Here is a 16902-nt window from a genome sequence, read left to right on the forward strand (position 1 = left end):
TAGGTATTGTATCGCCTAATACTAAAATCACCATTAAAAACAGATAACCATAATAATCTATTTTTTAACTAAAATAACAGACATAAATAAAACAAACTAATTAAAATGAAATTCCAAACAATATTAAATTTATCTAATATCTGAATCAATACACCTTGTAAAAATTAGCTAAAAATGTTAAATTTAATATAACAATAAATTAAATAAATAACCATAATGTTCAAAGATAGAAATATTAAAAGATTGTTTACTAATAAAAAATTCATTTTTATATTCTCATTTTGCGTGGAACTTATATTCTTTTATTTTTTCGAACATCAAATGATAACAGGCGAATATTTATTAGGAGATTTATGGATTTCACCTATCTTTGGACTGATGTTCGGACCATATGGGGCATTAGGTCAGGCATTAGCCACATTGGTTGGAGAACTTTACCAGGGCCTGCCGCCTATAGAAAGTTTTATTGATTTTTCAATAATGTTTTTCATTTCCATTTTTACATACAAACTATGGTACACTACATTTAAAAGACACAAAATAACTACACCTAGATTTGACTCCATTTACAATGTCTTAAAATTCATAGCCATAATTGGAATAATGGCTATTGTATATTGGATTCTGATAAATATTTCATTATTGGCAACACCATATATGAAACTGGCGTATCCTCTATCCGGAAACATAACAAGAATCGCTTACATAGTCAATATATTTACATTCTCCATAATATTTGGACTTATACTCATCAGCAGTTTTAATATCCTTAAAATTCCATTACAGGCCCCGAAAAAATTTGATTCACCAATAAATATTCCATATAAATACTATGTAATAATCGCTTTAATTTCAGGAACCTATTTGCTTCTTGACAGATTATCAATTATACACAATACATATCTAAACAACATTTTTTTCATGATATGTATAATTTTTATAATATTATTCTGTTTAAACCGACGAGATGAAACTATTGAGGTAGTAACCCTCAATTATTCAATTATTGAAGAAATAATATTAATATTTATGTTAATTTTGAGTATTACTCTGATTTTTAATTACAGTAATTTTAAAAACATCATAAATTTTATTTTCCCATATGTAAATTCTGACTTTTTGCTAATGATTATCCTTGCAATCTCAAGCATTGTCGTCATATTACTTTCAATTCTCCATATTTACTATGTTGACCGAAGCATTACACACCCTATTTATCAATTGATTGATTCAACAAAAGAATATCAGGAACATGAAAAAGAAAATAAGAAGGATTTTAAACTCGACAAATATATAAAACCTGACGATGACATTGGAATGCTTGTTAAATCATTCATGAAATTGAAAACACTTATAAACGAAAATCTGAATGATCTTGAAACCACAACCGCAGAAAAAGAGAGAATTGAAACCGAACTGAATATTGCAAGCAATATTCAAACCAGCATGCTTCCAAAAGATTTTAATGAATTTTCCAATAACAAGCCATTTGAAATACATGGATTCATGAGCGCCGCAAAAGAAGTTGGCGGAGACTTCTATGACTTTTTTAATACTGATAAAAATTGCATCAATTTTGTTATCGGAGACGTAAGCGGTAAAGGAATGCCCGCAACATTATTTATGGTAAAAACTATGCATTTAATCAGAAACAAATCTGAATTTAGGGACAAACTCTCACAAGTATATGAAGACGTTAATAATGCTGCATGTGAAAGAAATGAAGAAAACCTATTCATCACATCATGGATTGGAAAATTAGATCTAGATAAAGGGAAACTAACCTATGTCAATGCAGGACATAACCCTCCATTAATAAAACAGAACAATGAAGAATTTGAATATCTGAATTCCTCTGCAAATTTAGTTCTTGGATTGATGGAAGGAATGCCCTATGAAGAATATGAATTGAATTTAAATTATGGCGACATGATATTCTTATATACTGATGGATTGACTGAAGCTAATGACAATTATAAAGAATTTTATGGAGAAGAACGTTTAAAAGCAATACTTAATAAACATAAAGATGAAAAGTTAAGTGAAATCATTAATGAAATAATTAAGGATTTAAGTAAGTTCTGTAATAACCAAGAGCAGTTTGATGATATTACAATGCTTCTTTTAAGGTATACCGGAGGTGAAGGTGATGATTAATAGGATTTTCAAATCCCGAAAAGGAATCTTTTTATTTTCCATGGTTCTGACCATTATTGGGATATCAATCGTGAATGCATTTAATTATCCCATTCCCATAGAATATACTTTTATTCCAGTGTTAAGCATATTCCTTGGCCCATATGCTGTTTTAGGATTTACATTAACAGAAATCGCATTTGAGATTATTTATTTCCAAACAACAGACATCCCAATTATACTATTCAATGCGGCAATGACATTTATTTTTGGAATACTGCCTTGGAAACTTTGGTATTCCATCCTAAATAATAATGGGCATGATGTCCCTAACATAAATCGAGCAATTAATTTTATCAAGTTATTAATTATAACTGTTATAGTCTATTTATTTTCATTTGGAGTTTTATACAATGAATTGACAATCAATGAGAGCATAATTTCAGTCTATTTCACAATTATTCTTTCATTCATATTAACAATCTTTGCAATACCTCTTCTCCACTACGCCAAAATACCTTGTTATTCACCAAAAAAACAAATTAAAAGATTAATGCCCGATAAAGCATATTACATATTTTTATTGGTCCCAGTGATTATCTTCGCATATTCATATATATTCTATGAACCCATTAATTTGACTTTAACAATACTATCCACATTATTTTTAGCCATATTTTTAATTAAACCTTATGACGAAGAGGTTTTTGCAATATCCAATACTGTAAAACCAAACACATTTTATAAGATATGCGTTTCAATATTCATAGTCATTTTAATTTTAACCCTACTTATCACAACTTCACTGAATCATATTACTTATATTGAAAGCAACGTGGAAATCGACCCTTTTATAAGTTACCTATTCGATTTAGGAAATATACTCCTCCCATTTTTAATTCCAATGATTATTTATATATTATTTTTAGAAAAAAGAGTATTAAATCCTATTAAAAAATTTTCAGAATTTTTATCTGCAGATATAGAAGATTATGATGATATTGAGAAGTTAAAAAAGAATTTGAATACAATAACCGTTAATAATGAAATAAAAATATTATCAGATTCATTGATAAAAATGGAAGGAGATTTGATTAGCTACAGTGAAAATTTAGTCAAAGTCACAAGTGAAAAAGAAAAATATGAAACAGAACTCAAATTAGCCAGGGAAATTCAATATTCAATGATTCCAACTGATTTTGAAGAATTCTGTGAAAATGAGAATTTTTCCGTTTGGGGGATGATGAAAGCCGCCCGTGAAGTGGGAGGAGATTTCTATGATTACTTTAAAATCGATGATGAAAACATCGGATTTGTCATTGGAGACGTGAGCGGAAAAGGAATAACTGCAGCATTGATTATGGCTAAAGCCATGACTCTGATTCAGGATTATGTAACCCATTACAAAGATCTCTCAAAAGCAGTTTATGATGTAAATAATAAACTTTGCGAAGGTAATGAAGAGTATCTTTTTGTCACAAGCTGGCTTGGAAAACTCAATATCAAAACAGGAAAACTGACATTTATCAATGCAGGACATAACCCTCCATTAATTAAACAAAATAATGGAAACTTCGAGTATTTGAAAACAGAACCTGAATTGGTTCTAGCATGCATGGAAGAAATGCCCTATAAAACTGAAACAATACAAATAAATCCCGGAGATGCACTATTCTTATACACAGACGGAGTGACAGAAGCTAATGATGACTATAATGGATTTTATGGTGATGAAAGACTCCAAAATATATTGAATAAACATAAAGATGACGATTTAAAAACCATTATAGAATCAATTGATGATGATATTGGCGAATTCTGCAGTCATCATGCTCAATTCGACGATACCACCATGTTCATTATTAAAAGAAAATGATTAATCAATTACCAATGGTAAATCACCAATCACATTACCTTTTCTTGATATCTCAATGGTATCTTCCAGACGCACTCCAAATTCACCTTCCAAATAGATTCCTGGCTCTACTGTAATAACCATCCCTTCTTCTATTACTGTATCATCACGAAGAGAGAATCCTGGAGTTTCATGAATATCAAGTCCCAAACTATGGCCTGTGGAATGTATGAATTTATCACCATAACCATATTCTGAAATAACATCACGTGCAACTTTATCTATTTCACAACATTTAAGACCCGGTTTTATTGCTTTTATTGCCTTGTCATGTGCTTCGGCAACAATATCCCATATTTCCTGCTGGCGTTCAGTATAAACCATTGTACGGGTATTGTCAGAACAGTACCCTTCAAAAATAGCTCCCCAATCAATCAATATCGGTTGGTCCAGTTTTTTAGCTTCAGGAATTGCATGAGGCAAACTTGAGGAAGCGCCACTTGTAACTATTGTGTCAAATGATTCCTTTGAAGCTCCATTTTCAATCATATACCTGACCAAATCAAAAGCAACTTCCTTTTCGGTGTTAGGGTTGTTCAAGATATCCAACTGCAAGAATGATTTTTGAGCAATTTCAGTTGCTTTAGCAATCTTTTCAATTTCATCGGGAGTTTTAATCATACGCTGCTTGTCAATGTATGTTTTAGCATCTATTTTAAAGTCATCTCTGAAACGAACAAAAGTACTGAAAGGAAGTGTCGGCTCGATAGCTAAACTTTTTATTCCATCCTCTTTCAGCTCTTTAATCATAATGTCATATGATTCATACTCTTTTACTTCAATTGAAGATGTGTTTTTGGCCAATTCCATATCCATTCCTGAAGCATAGATAATTGGATTGTCCTTAATCACGCAAAATGCAAAACTGGTTGGTTTATATCCTGATATATATTCCACATTTGTAAATCCGGTCAATAAATAAGCTTGAAAATCATCTTTTTTTAAATCTTTTAAAATGTTATCAATATGTAAGTCCATGTTAAATAATTTAGAAAAAGCATTATAAAAAAATTAGTATGAAAAAGAAAAAGACAAATAACTTCACGGATTACATTAACAGTTGTTTTTATAGTATCTTTAATATACGTCACTTTAAAATAGGATTTAAGTTTATTAATGATTTTTTAGCTAAATCAAATATTTATTTAACCTGACTTAATGGAAATTAAAACTATTGATTTTTAATTTATACCCCTTAAAAAGATAATTATATTAAACTCAAAATAGATATTTTAACATTATGTTTAAATTTACAAGTAGTGAAATACGAGATTTGATAATTGCATTTATCATCATTTCCCTTTGTTTTTCAATTGCTAACGCTGGAAGAGATGCAAATGCAGTCTTATCCATATTGCCAATAGTCATGGTAGGTGTAGGTGCCGGTTTCATTCTACACGAACTTGGACATAAATTCGTGTCCATGAAATATGGATACTGGGCAGAATTCAAATTATGGCCACAGGGATTAATATTTGCACTTATCACATCATTTTTCGGATTTGTATTTGCTGCACCTGGTGCAGTTTACACATATGCAAATTATATGACTGATGAAATCAACGGTAAAATATCAATTGCAGGACCTATTGTCAACATTATACTAGCATTGGTCTTTTTAGGAATATCTACAGCTATTTATCCTTCTGCATTTTATTCCGGAACTTCAGCATTAATATTTATTATCTGCTCCGTAGGATATTCAATCAACAGTTTCCTTGCTGTTTTCAATTTATTGCCTATCGGAAACCTGGACGGATCAAAAGTATTGGCCTGGAATTTTGGAATCTGGATTGTTACAATCGCAATTGCGGCAATATTAACATTTATGTCAATGACAATGGGTGTTGAAAATATAGTTAGAATGATTTTAGGATTTTAAAAATGAGCGAAAAAATAACATACTTCAAGGGAACTCACAGAGTAATAGCTCCAAAAAGGACTATTGAGATTAACGAAGACAAACTTAAAACAGCAGGAATAACCCGTATTGCGGACATTACCGATTTGGATAGAATTGGCCTTCCTATTTATACTGCCATCAGACCTACCGCTGAAGAGAGTGGAGTCAGTATTTATGGTGGAAAAGGAATAACAAAAGACCATGCAAAGGCATCTGCAATGATGGAAGGTTTTGAAAGGTATTCTGCTGAAAGGCAAAGCAGTGATGAAAGCATCATCTCAAATCTAAATGATATTGACAACAATATCGACCCAAAATCTCTGAATTTACCGAAAGACCTTGAAAGAGTTGACATTAACGATTGGGATTTGGAGTGGAGCATTGCACGTGACATTATTTCCGAAAAAGATTATTATATTCCAACAAATGCCGTTTATCATCCATACAATCCCAAAGATAATGCAAAAACCCTATTCAAATCAAATACCAATGGACTTGCTTCCGGAAACATTTTGGAAGAAGCTATATTGCACGGAATGTTTGAAGTTATAGAAAGGGATGCATGGAGCATTTTTGAGTTAACCCATAAAAATTACTCACAAATCGATTTGGATTCCATTGAAAGTGATGTTATTAATGAAATTATAGAGAAATTTGAAAGTGAAGGAATCAAAATAAAATTAATGGATTTTACAGCAGACATTAACATTCCAACAATAGCTGCTTCCGCAGACGATACAGTTACAAAGGATGCTGGATTGCTGACATTAGGTATGGGAACACACCTGGACCCTGAAGTTGCAATCCTAAGAGCACTGACTGAAGTGGCTCAGAGCAGAGCAACACAAATAAACGGTGCCCGGGAAGATACTGTCAGAGCAGATTTCGCCCGTGAAGCCGGTTACGAACGTATGAAAAGAATCAATAAATACTACTTTAAACAGGAAGATGAGCAAATTTCACTTTCAGACATTGAAAACAAAAGTACCCATTCCATTACAGAGGATATTGAAATCGTTAAGAATGAATTAATGGCCAATGACATTGAAAAAATATTATATGTGGACTTAACAAGACCTGAAATTGATGTTAGTGTTGTTCGTGTAATTATCCCTGAAATGGAAATGTATGCAATTGATCAAAGCCGTGCAGGCTATAGATTCTTAAAAGTCTGATTAATATGGTTAAAATTATAATATATACTGGATTATCACTCCCATTTGATGAAGCAAAAGAAATTTTGGACAGTGCAGATGGCATTGAAGTAATTTATAAAAGGCCAATCAAAAGAGGAGATTTGTCCATAGCTCTAAAAGAAAATCCAGATATTATCGGAATAATTGATGGAGTATTCCACCAAAACTCTGCAGTAGGACATAAAGAAATTCTCAATGTCATCAAGAATGGAGTTAAAGTCTACGGGGCTTCAAGCATGGGTGCACTTAGGGCATCTGAGCTCGACACATTAGGAATGACTGGAATAGGATATGTTTACAATCAGTATGCAAGCGGTGAAGTTGATTCTGATGATGACGTTGCAGTGATGCTTGACTCAGAAACCCTGGAAGCACTTTCCGAGCCTTTAATTAACATGAAATATGTTTTTACAAATGCTGTTAAAGAGAATATAATAACCAACGATGAAAAAGACGAGCTTCTAAGCATTGCTAAAAAAACATTCTATCCTAAAAGAAATTATGCTCAGACATTAGCACAATCAAGTTTAGACAATGATACAAAAGGAATTTTGATTAATTTTATTCGTGAATCAGTTGATATTAAAAAGGAAGATGCAAAAGAGCTTCTTAAAACCATAAAACAAGATTTGCAATAATCAACCACACCCCAACCCATTCTATGAAGATACATCACCACATTACCATCGACACAAAATAATTGAAATTATAAATTCTGAAGAAATTGAGATACCGTAAATCAGATAAACTTGATAAAATTTATACCATCAATAAATTTAAACAAAATAATGATGAATTAAAATAGATGAATTTTAAAAAAACCCTCTTTAAATTTATCGTCCAACGAATATGAGGGTATGAAAATTTTTAACCGGAATCTCAACAATTATGAAAAGACAAAATAATCAAAAATCAGAAAGATGCATTAAAAAAAAGAATAAAAAAATCTATCAAAACTCATTTTTTCATTTCATGATATTTCTTTAAGACAATATCAGGAGTTTCAATAGTTTTTTCGATAGTTTTTACAAATTCATTAGATTCATGATCCCCGCTAGATTTTGCCAAACCATTAAGAACCAATTGTTTGCCGTCAATTTTAAAACCGGTTTCATCCGCTTCTATTTCAATAAGATTGATTTCAATAGAAGATGCTTTTTCCAGCTCATCATCTGCCTTAATGTTATATTTGATTTTTAAATCTTTATGAGGTATCAACTCGTTGATAGTTCTTTTAATAACTGATTCAAAAAGTTCCAAGAATTTTACAACTGGAGGTAAATTATTAGCCCACCAATAAGCAAGAACAGAGTTGAGAACTATTTCATGTTCGGAAAAATCATCATATAATCTTGCCCGAACACCAACAGCACTATCATCAACGACTTTAATTACTAAAACTGGACTAACTGCCATTATACCACAGTTATTCCACTAATGCTTTAATTAAATCACTAGCTCTTACAAGACCAACTAAATCTCCTTCAACACCAATGACAGGAATTTGTTCAATGTTTAAGGATTTCATTTTTTTAGCACAGTCGGATACTTTAGTTTTAGAGTTAGCTACTTCAACATTACCTACTGCAACATCACTTACTACTTTATCAGTGAATTTTAAATGGTTTTTCTCAATGTACAATACGGAAGTACTGTCCCAAGACCATTTATCTCCTTCAGTACCTACTGTGGAACTGTGTTCACTTCTTTCAGAAATGATTTCAATTTCAGAAATAAAATCGGTTTCAGTTAAAATTCCAGATAATTTTGCATCATCATCTAATGCTAAAACAGATTTTAAACCAAACTGATTCATAGTTTCAAAAGCAACATTTAATGGAGCTTTTTCCCAGGTAGTTGGAACTGTAGTAATCATATAATTTTCAACAGCATCATTTATTTCGATTTTAGTTAAAGCTTTAGACACTAAATCAAAAGAGGTGATGATTCCTACTAATTCACCATCATCATTAACAACAGGAACTCTTCTAACATCATTCTCCATCATTTTACGAGCAGCGTCAATTACATCATCACCAGGTTTAACTGTGACTAAGTCTCTGCTCATTAACATTGCAATTTGTTCTTCATCAGGATTATTAATTAAATCAGAACGAGTTACTAGTCCTACTAAAATATCAGTATCTTCTTTAACTACAGGAAGTACTGCTTTGTTTTCTTTTCTCATTAAGTCTAAAACTTTTTCACGGTTCCCAGGTACGGAAACACTTACAACATTTTTAGACATTGTTCTTTTAACTAACATATAAACACCTATAATTAACAAATATATAAAAATTAAATGATAATATTTAATGAACCACAAGTACTGCGCATTTAGCTGAATTTACAACCTTGTCTGCTACACTACCCATTATAAATCTATCGAATCCGGATTTCCCAGAACTACCCATCACGATTAAATCAACATCTTCATCGGCTGCCACTTCCAAAATACACTTGGCCGGAGAACCTTCTTTTATTACATGAGTTATCTTTAAATCATCATCATTTAATTTATCAAACTCTGCAAGATTCTCTTCTGATCTTTCTTTTAAGATTTGATTTAACTGGTATACTTCATCATCCAATGGAAGTCCGTTAACAAAATTATTTTCTGTGACACTCACAGCGATTAATTCAGCACCAGAAACACTAGCTAAGAATAATGCATGTTTTTGAGCTTTTTTAGCAAATTCTGACCCATCTGTAGGGACCAATATTTTTTTATACATCATTAACATCTCCCATAATATATAGATTTATATCCATGATATTATACAATACATTTTTTATTAATGATATATAATATATTTTTCGTTTCTACACGATTACATATATTAAGGTAAGGATTTTTAGAAAAAGATTTGAAAATAACAAATTCAGCCAGATTACCCTCATTCATGACCGCTTTTTGTATAACATTATTTACATCATGTCTGCAAACGTTAGTTGTAGCCATCTGCAATAACTTTGACGGTTCAATATAACCATTATAATATACAGACATTAATTTTAAAGTGAATTCCAACTCCCTTAACATATTTGGGGAGTTTAACATTACATTATCTGTTCCAAGAAGTGGAGTCATACCCATATCCAACATTTCATTCAGCCTGCAGACCCCAACATTAAGTGTGGCGTTTGCCCTCGGACATACCACCGTATTGGTATTGGCTTTTAAAACAAGCTCCAAATCATTGTTTTTGGGGTTTGTTAAATGAACCAGCTGGTCAAAGTTACTGTCAACACCTTTTTCTATTTCAGTTTTTCCAAATTTATCCAATGATTCAATCTGGTTTGAATCTGATTCCGCCACATGAATTGAGGATATTTTATTTTGCCTTTTACATTCACTGGCAATTATTCGAGCAACATCGTCAGTTATTTCACCAAAACCGCTTGGAGCAATGCCGTCACAAACCTTCAATAGCTTTCTGATTGCATTTTTCACTTTACTTAAATCAGGATCTTCACCATAGAAACTATCGTCACGGCCCAGAATTATCGGTTTGATTGGAATATCCTCACTGGCTTTTCTTAAAAGTTTAGCTCCCTTAAGTCCACCTTCACGGTAATCTATAAAATGAGTTGTGCCTGAGTTGACCATGTCCCACATTGACTGTTTCATTGCTTCAATCAATTCATCATCACTGGCATTGGCCAAGGCTTTATGCTTGACGCCATTCGGTGGCTTTACCATTTCACTTAAGGATAATCCATATCCTTCATCTTTAATAATTGAATCCCCAATATGAATATGGCCATTGATAAATGAAGGACATACAATTGCCCCTTCGACATCAATAATTTTACCTTCGTTTAGGTCTTTTCCAATATTAATGATTTTACCATCATCAACGACGATATTTTCTTTGGCTGGAATTAAATTTTGACCTTTTAAAATAATTCCGTTAGCTATTGTAAACATTAAAGTAGAATCTAATTTTTTTTATTAAAATAATTTTTCATTCATTACATTTATTTAATTGAAATTAATAATAATATACTATAACGGTTGAAAAACCACAGATACTTAAAACCTCACTAAATCCCTTTTAGCAAACGGAGATGATTTCTATTAACTCTCAGGAAATAAGATACTTCTACAGAAATATTGTAAAAACTGGCGATGTATACAGAGTTAAACATAACAATAAAGATTATGGAGAGTTCAGGAAATTATCCGATGCACTGTATGAACGTGACGCGCTGTTTTTTTGTAATTTCGACTATGATTTGCTTGTTGAATGCGACCTCGAAAACAAATATGAACATATGGAACTGCCACCATTTCCTGAAAAAAGACCTAAAGGCCGTATAAGAGGTACAAAATTCAACAAAAAGGAAAGGGAAGGTGAAATTCTTTTTGACCACAAGGTGAAAGGATTCTATATTAAAAGAATGGACGATATTATCGGTTATTATGATACCATGACCGAAGCATTTTATTACAAAAAGCTATTGATGGACAATGACTGGGACATGAGCGTTTTAAAAAGCAACATTACCGAAAGAATTGAAGTCAATAAGGTTATCGACCAAACCAAAGAGTATAAAGTTCAATTAAATTATTGTCCTAAATGTAAAAGCAAGTTAAAAATCGATGCGAAAGAGTGTCCTTCCTGCGGTATCAATATTGAAGAATATCTGTATAATAATTAAAAAAAAGAGATGGAAAATGATTATTCCCCATCTGCATAGTCATTTAAAGATTTAACATTGAGTTCATTATCCTGTACTGCTGCAATTGCATTTAATACTGCTCTTGCACCTGACAATGTGGTAACATATGGAATACCCAGTTCAATTGCTAATCTTCTGATAATATAACCGTCTTTAGCAGACTGTTTACCTTCAGATGTGTTAATAATCAAATCAATTTCCTTGTTTAAAATTGCATCACGGATGTTTGGAGATCCTTGAGATACTTTTTTAATGAATTCAACATTATCCAAACCTGTTGCAATTCCAGTACCTTCAGTGGCTACAATTTCAAATCCTAAATTAGAAGCTTTTTCAGCGATAGGTCTGATTTTCTTTTTATCGGCTTCTTTAACACTCATAAATATTTTACCTTCTTTAGGCAATTCCATACCTGCGGAAAGTTGGGATTTATAAAATGCCATTCCAAATGATTCATCAATACCTATACTTTCACCGGTAGATTTCATTTCAGGACCTAAAACAGTATCTGATTCAGGTAATTTCAAGAATGGGAATACGGATTCTTTTACAGCCACATGATCAATTTTAATTTCTTTTGTTAAATTGAAGTCTTTTAATTTAGCACCATGCATAATCCATGTCGCAACTTTGGCTAATGGTACGCCAATAGCTTTACTTACAAATGGAACAGTCCTACTTGCACGAGGGTTCGCTTCAATGATGTAAACCATTTCTTCATCAAGTTTGACTGCATATTGGATGTTCATTAAACCTTTAACATCTAATTCCAATGCTAATTTTCTTGAATTTTCACGGATAGTGTCTAGAATATGTACTGGAATAGTTTGAGGTGGTATTACACAAGCGGAATCACCTGAGTGAACACCTGCTTCTTCAATGTGTTCCATAATTCCTGCGATGAATACATCCTCACCATCACATAAAAGGTCAACATCAAGTTCAATAGCATCTTCCAGGAACTTGTCTACAAGAATAGGGTGGTCTGGTGAAACTTTCACAGCCTCTTTCATATATTCTTCAAGTTCATTAACATCATAAACAATTTCCATAGCTCTTCCACCAATAACATATGATGGACGTACTAAAACAGGATATGTGATTCTTTCAGCAATTTCTTTTGCTTCATCAAAGGAATTAGCTGTTCCATATGGTGCTTGATGAATGTGTAATTTTTCTAAAACTTCTGCAAACAATTCTCTGTCTTCAACTCTGTCAATACTTTCATAAGGAGTTCCCAGGATTTTTACACCAGCGTTTGCCAGAGGAACTGCCAGGTTAATGGAAGTCTGACCACCGAACTGTACAATGACACCGTCAGGTTTTTCCTGTTCAATTACTCCCATTACATCTTCAAAGGTTAATGGTTCAAAGAACAGCTTATCTGAAATGTCATAGTCAGTACTTACTGTTTCAGGGTTGTTGTTGATTAAGATTGTTTCAATTCCATCTTCTTTTAAAGCTAAAGATGAATGTACACAACAGTAATCGAATTCAATACCCTGACCAATTCTGATTGGTCCCGCACCAAGAATTACAACTTTCTTTTTATTGGTGGAAACTAATTCATTACCTTTATCGTAACTGCTGTAGTAGTAAGGAGTTTTTGCTTCAAACTCTGCCGCACAGGTATCCACCATTTTATAAGATTGTTTGATGTTGTATCTTGAAAGCAAGTTTCTGACATACTCTTCAGTCTGACCGGCCAATGTAGCCAATCTTTTATTTGAAAATCCGAGTTGTTTTGCTTTTCTTAAGTAATCTTCATCATTTAATTTATCTGCAGTAACATCATTTTCAAAGTTGACGATGTTTCTGATTTTGTATAGGAAGAAATTATCAATTTTTGTAAGTTCTCTGATTTTGTCAATGTCCATTCCATCTTTAATAGCTGAATAGATTTGGAAATAAATCAAATCAGTAGGATGGGATAAATCTTCTTCAGACCATTCAACATATTCAAACCCATCAAAGCCCATATCAAGTGATCTTAATGCTTTTTGGAATGCTTCTTCAAATGTTCTTCCGATAGCCATTACTTCTCCGGTTGCTTTCATTTGAACACCAACTTCACGGCTGATTCCTTTAAATTTATCAAACGGCCATCTTGGTATTTTAATTACAACATAATCGATTGCCGGTTCAAATGAAGCAGGGGTTTCTTTGGTAATGTCGTTTTTGATTTCATCCAGGGTCATTCCTAAAGCCACTTTTGATGAAATTTTTGCAATAGGATAACCGGTTGCTTTTGAAGCAAGTGCACTACTTCTTGATACACGAGGGTTTACTTCAATAACTTTATATTCATCGGTTTCAGGGTTTAAAGCGAACTGAATATTACATCCGCCTCTGATTCCTAATGCTCTGATAATTTTTATGGATGCATCACGCATTTTCTGAATAGTTTCATCACAGAGGTTTTGAATCGGAGCGACTACAACACTGTCCCCGGTGTGAATTCCCATAGGATCAATGTTTTCCATGGTACATACGATGATACAGGTATCTTCCTTATCCCTCATAACCTCAAATTCTATTTCTTTCCAACCAAGAACTGATTCGTCAATGAGAACCTGATTAATGAAACTCATGTCCAAACCATGATTTGCAATTTCGATTAATTCCTCTTCATTGTGGGCGATTCCCCCACCGGTTCCACCTAATGTGAATGCAGGTCTGACAATGACCGGATAACCAATTTCCTTTACAGCTTCCAGTGCTGCATCTACGCTTTCTACCGCTTCACATTTTGGAATTTCCTCACCGATTTCTTCCATTAAGTTTGCGAATAAATCACGGTCTTCCACATCTTTAATTGTTTGAACATCAGAACCAATAACTTTGATTCCTTCGAGTAAACCTAAATCTCCAAGTCCTGTTGCAATATTCAATCCAGTTTGTCCACCCATGGTTGGTAAAATAGCATCAATGTCCTCTTCTTCAATAATTTTTGCAACAACTTCAGGAGTCAATGGTTCTGTATAAACAGTATCGGCCATATCAATATCAGTTTGAATAGTAGCAGGATTACTGTTAACTAAAACAGTTTCAATTCCTTCCTCTCTTAATGATTTACATGCTTGTGAACCTGAATAATCGAACTCGGCAGCCTGTCCAATTTGAATAGGTCCAGAACCAATAATTAATACTTTTTTAATATCTTTATCTACTGGCATTTGTAATCCTCACTAAATATTTTAATAATCATCCATCATTTGACTGAACTCATCAAAAGTGCTTCTTGTATCATTTGGACCCGGACCTGCTTCAGGATGGTACTGTATACAATGCAAAGGTAATTCCTTGTGTGAAATACCTTCCGGAGTTCCGTCATTCAAGTTAACATGAGTTAATACTAAATCTGTTTCTTTTAAGGATTCCTTATCTATTGTGAATCCATGGTTTTGTGATGTGATAAATACTTTTCCAGTGTTTAAATCTTTTACTGGTTGGTTTTCACCACGGTGTCCAAATTTCATTTTGTATGACCTTGCACCGAATGATTTGGCAATCAATTGCTGACCCATACAAATTCCAAAAATAGGGAGTCTGTTTGATAACTTTTTCATAGTTTCAATAGTTTCAGTCACCCTATCAGGATTTCCAGGTCCTGAAGTAATCATCAAACCATTTGGAGAGTAATCTAAAATAGTTTTATAATCAGTATCATAAGGGAATAGAATAACTCCAATGTCCCTTTCTAAAAATGAGTTAATGATATTCTTTTTAACACCACAGTCAATTAGTGCAACTTTTTTATCGGCGTCTTCATTGAATATTTTAATTTCTTTAGTTGAAACCAAAGGCACAACATCAATATCTTCAATACTTGGTTGAGACTTTGCCATTTCAATTAACTTGTCGTCATCTATGTCTTCTGTTGTTATTGCGGCTTTAAGTGAACCTCTTTCCCTGATTTTTAAAGTTAAATCACGAGTATCGATTCCACTAATTCCAGGGGTTTCAAATTCTTTTAAGAATTCATCCAAAGTTTTTTGAGGTCCCCAGTTGGAAACTTCACGACATACCTCACGACAGACAAATCCTTCAACCTGAATTTTATCAGATTGATACCACTTCTCACTTACACCATGATTTCCTTCCAATGGGTAAGTAGACATTAATATTTCTCCTTTAAAAGACGGATCAGTTAATGATTCAGTATAACCACCCATACCTGTAGAAAAAACAAGTTCTCCTAATTTGGTGGTTTCATAACCGAATGCTTCACCTTTTAAAACAGTTCCATCTTCCAAAGCCAATTTAGCTATTTTTACCATTAAATCACCATTTTAAGAAAATATAATTCTCTATCTTTAATATATATTATTTTACTATATTATTAAATTATGGTTTTTTAAAAAATTTAAGAAAATTTTTGAATATTTTTTAAAAGTAATATTTTTAGGTATGCCAAAATATTTAAATGAAAACTTAAAAAATCATAACAAGGAGATGAAAAAATGAGAAAAAACTTTGAAAAAGCAATGGTAACTCCGCTTCCAGTCCTAATGATTGGAACTTATGACGAAGAAGGAAACGCAAATGTAATGAATATCGCTTGGGGAGGTCAATGTGGACCAAAACATATCGCAATCAACATTGGACTTCCAGAAGTGGAAAAAAAGACTTTAACAAACATTAAATCTAAAAAAGAATTCACACTAAGCTATGCAACTAAAGACACAATGGCGATATCCGATTACTTTGGATTATTCTCTGGAAATGTAGTTGACAAAATAGCTGAAGCAGAAGTGACTGTCGAAAAAGCAGAAAATGTAGATGCTCCAATAATTGCAGAATATCCTTTAACAGCAGAATGCAAAGTAATAGAAATGGTCGAAAATGATTTGGGAGAAATGCACGTTATTGGTGAAATCGTTAATGTCAGTGCAGACGAATCAATTTTAGACGACGATGGAAATGTATCTGTCGACAAATTACAGCCAATAGCATTTGATTCAATAGGAAATACCTACAGAATTGTTGGAGATGTTGTTGGAACCGCATTCGAAGATGGAATTAAAGTTAAAAAATAATTTTAATCCATTTATTATTTTTTTAAA

At 32.6% G+C, this 16902-nt stretch carries 14 protein-coding genes; 7 read left to right on the forward strand and 7 right to left on the reverse strand.

All coding sequences use genetic code 11. The features are described from left to right. Positions 1–321: 321 nt before the first annotated feature. On the forward strand, positions 322–2157 hold the full coding sequence (locus E7Z81_RS05720; RefSeq protein WP_292745219.1) for a PP2C family protein-serine/threonine phosphatase: 1836 nt from the start codon (positions 322–324) through the stop codon (positions 2155–2157). Continuing rightward, positions 2150–4012 (forward strand): SpoIIE family protein phosphatase, encoded by a 1863-nt coding sequence (locus tag E7Z81_RS05725; protein WP_292745221.1) that lies wholly within the window; start codon positions 2150–2152, stop codon positions 4010–4012. The genes E7Z81_RS05720 and E7Z81_RS05725 overlap by 8 nt, the downstream gene beginning before the upstream one ends. Here the strand turns inward: E7Z81_RS05725 and E7Z81_RS05730 are convergent, their stop codons facing one another. Beyond that, a complete protein-coding gene (locus tag E7Z81_RS05730; RefSeq protein ID WP_292745223.1) occupies positions 4013–5029 on the reverse strand; it encodes an aminopeptidase P family protein in 1017 nt (338 codons plus the stop codon). It lies immediately after the preceding gene. Between the two features lie 262 nt (positions 5030–5291). On the opposite strand from E7Z81_RS05730, the gene E7Z81_RS05735 reads away from it, so the two are divergent. Genes E7Z81_RS05735 through E7Z81_RS05745 form a run of 3 tightly spaced genes read left to right on the forward strand, consistent with a single transcriptional unit; the run spans position 5292 to position 7788 of the window. Then, positions 5292–5933: a site-2 protease family protein gene (locus E7Z81_RS05735; protein ID WP_292745232.1), complete on the forward strand. Its 642-nt coding sequence runs from the start codon at positions 5292–5294 to the stop codon at positions 5931–5933. Between the two features lie 2 nt (positions 5934–5935). Further along, positions 5936–7129 carry a YcaO-related McrA-glycine thioamidation protein gene (locus tag E7Z81_RS05740; protein WP_292745234.1) on the forward strand — a complete coding sequence of 398 codons (1194 nt, stop codon included), beginning with the start codon at positions 5936–5938 and terminating at the stop codon, positions 7127–7129. Between the two features lie 5 nt (positions 7130–7134). Further along, on the forward strand, positions 7135–7788 hold the full coding sequence (locus E7Z81_RS05745) for a TfuA-related McrA-glycine thioamidation protein (RefSeq protein ID WP_292745235.1): 654 nt from the start codon (positions 7135–7137) through the stop codon (positions 7786–7788). A 319-nt stretch (positions 7789–8107) separates the two neighbouring features. Here E7Z81_RS05745 and E7Z81_RS05750 read toward each other — a convergent pair whose 3' ends face one another. Genes E7Z81_RS05750 through E7Z81_RS05765 form a run of 4 tightly spaced genes read right to left on the reverse strand, consistent with a single transcriptional unit; the run spans position 8108 to position 11081 of the window. Beyond that, a complete protein-coding gene (locus E7Z81_RS05750; protein ID WP_292745237.1) occupies positions 8108–8566 on the reverse strand; it encodes a hypothetical protein in 459 nt (152 codons plus the stop codon). A gap of 10 nt (positions 8567–8576) precedes the next feature. Further along, positions 8577–9416 (reverse strand): CBS domain-containing protein, encoded by an 840-nt coding sequence (locus E7Z81_RS05755; RefSeq protein ID WP_292745239.1) that lies wholly within the window; start codon positions 9414–9416, stop codon positions 8577–8579. Positions 9417–9462: 46 nt separating this feature from the next. Continuing rightward, positions 9463–9885 carry a universal stress protein gene (locus tag E7Z81_RS05760; protein WP_292745328.1) on the reverse strand — a complete coding sequence of 141 codons (423 nt, stop codon included), beginning with the start codon at positions 9883–9885 and terminating at the stop codon, positions 9463–9465. A gap of 41 nt (positions 9886–9926) precedes the next feature. Next, positions 9927–11081 (reverse strand): amidohydrolase family protein, encoded by a 1155-nt coding sequence (locus E7Z81_RS05765; RefSeq protein WP_292745241.1) that lies wholly within the window; start codon positions 11079–11081, stop codon positions 9927–9929. Between the two features lie 140 nt (positions 11082–11221). Here E7Z81_RS05765 and E7Z81_RS05770 point away from each other — a divergent pair, with 140 nt between their 5' ends. Continuing rightward, positions 11222–11815, forward strand: coding sequence for a zinc ribbon domain-containing protein (locus tag E7Z81_RS05770; protein ID WP_292745243.1), 594 nt, complete (start codon positions 11222–11224; stop codon positions 11813–11815). Positions 11816–11835: 20 nt separating this feature from the next. Here E7Z81_RS05770 and carB read toward each other — a convergent pair whose 3' ends face one another. Then, positions 11836–15012, reverse strand: a complete 3177-nt coding sequence (gene carB, locus E7Z81_RS05775; RefSeq protein WP_292745245.1) for a carbamoyl-phosphate synthase large subunit — start codon at positions 15010–15012, stop codon at positions 11836–11838. Between the two features lie 21 nt (positions 15013–15033). Then, positions 15034–16116, reverse strand: a complete 1083-nt coding sequence (gene carA, locus E7Z81_RS05780) for a glutamine-hydrolyzing carbamoyl-phosphate synthase small subunit (RefSeq protein WP_292745247.1) — start codon at positions 16114–16116, stop codon at positions 15034–15036. A 183-nt stretch (positions 16117–16299) separates the two neighbouring features. Between carA and E7Z81_RS05785 the strand changes: the two genes are divergently transcribed. Beyond that, the gene (locus E7Z81_RS05785; protein ID WP_292745249.1) at positions 16300–16875 is read left to right on the forward strand and encodes a flavin reductase family protein; all 576 of its coding nucleotides are present in this window, start codon (positions 16300–16302) and stop codon (positions 16873–16875) included. Positions 16876–16902 lie beyond the last annotated feature (27 nt).

It is taken from the genome of Methanobrevibacter sp. (assembly GCF_015062935.1).
Lineage (GTDB): Archaea > Methanobacteriota > Methanobacteria > Methanobacteriales > Methanobacteriaceae > Methanocatella.

Excerpts from the sequence above, each read along its gene's own strand:
- E7Z81_RS05755 (WP_292745239.1), bottom strand. The coding sequence starts at position 9,416 with ATGTTAGTTAAAAGAACAATGTCTAAAAATGTTGTAAGTGTTTCCGTA.
- E7Z81_RS05760 (WP_292745328.1), bottom strand. The coding sequence starts at position 9,885 with ATGTATAAAAAAATATTGGTCCCTACAGATGGGTCAGAATTTGCTAAA.
- E7Z81_RS05765 (WP_292745241.1), bottom strand. The coding sequence starts at position 11,081 with ATGTTTACAATAGCTAACGGAATTATTTTAAAAGGTCAAAATTTAATT.
- E7Z81_RS05785 (WP_292745249.1), top strand. The coding sequence starts at position 16,300 with ATGAGAAAAAACTTTGAAAAAGCAATGGTAACTCCGCTTCCAGTCCTA.
- carA (WP_292745247.1), bottom strand. The coding sequence starts at position 16,116 with ATGGTAAAAATAGCTAAATTGGCTTTGGAAGATGGAACTGTTTTAAAA.
- E7Z81_RS05745 (WP_292745235.1), top strand. The coding sequence starts at position 7,135 with ATGGTTAAAATTATAATATATACTGGATTATCACTCCCATTTGATGAA.
- E7Z81_RS05770 (WP_292745243.1), top strand. The coding sequence starts at position 11,222 with ATGATTTCTATTAACTCTCAGGAAATAAGATACTTCTACAGAAATATT.
- E7Z81_RS05740 (WP_292745234.1), top strand. The coding sequence starts at position 5,936 with ATGAGCGAAAAAATAACATACTTCAAGGGAACTCACAGAGTAATAGCT.
- E7Z81_RS05720 (WP_292745219.1), top strand. The coding sequence starts at position 322 with ATGATAACAGGCGAATATTTATTAGGAGATTTATGGATTTCACCTATC.
- E7Z81_RS05735 (WP_292745232.1), top strand. The coding sequence starts at position 5,292 with ATGTTTAAATTTACAAGTAGTGAAATACGAGATTTGATAATTGCATTT.
- carB (WP_292745245.1), bottom strand. The coding sequence starts at position 15,012 with ATGCCAGTAGATAAAGATATTAAAAAAGTATTAATTATTGGTTCTGGA.
- E7Z81_RS05750 (WP_292745237.1), bottom strand. The coding sequence starts at position 8,566 with ATGGCAGTTAGTCCAGTTTTAGTAATTAAAGTCGTTGATGATAGTGCT.
- E7Z81_RS05730 (WP_292745223.1), bottom strand. The coding sequence starts at position 5,029 with ATGGACTTACATATTGATAACATTTTAAAAGATTTAAAAAAAGATGAT.
- E7Z81_RS05725 (WP_292745221.1), top strand. The coding sequence starts at position 2,150 with ATGATTAATAGGATTTTCAAATCCCGAAAAGGAATCTTTTTATTTTCC.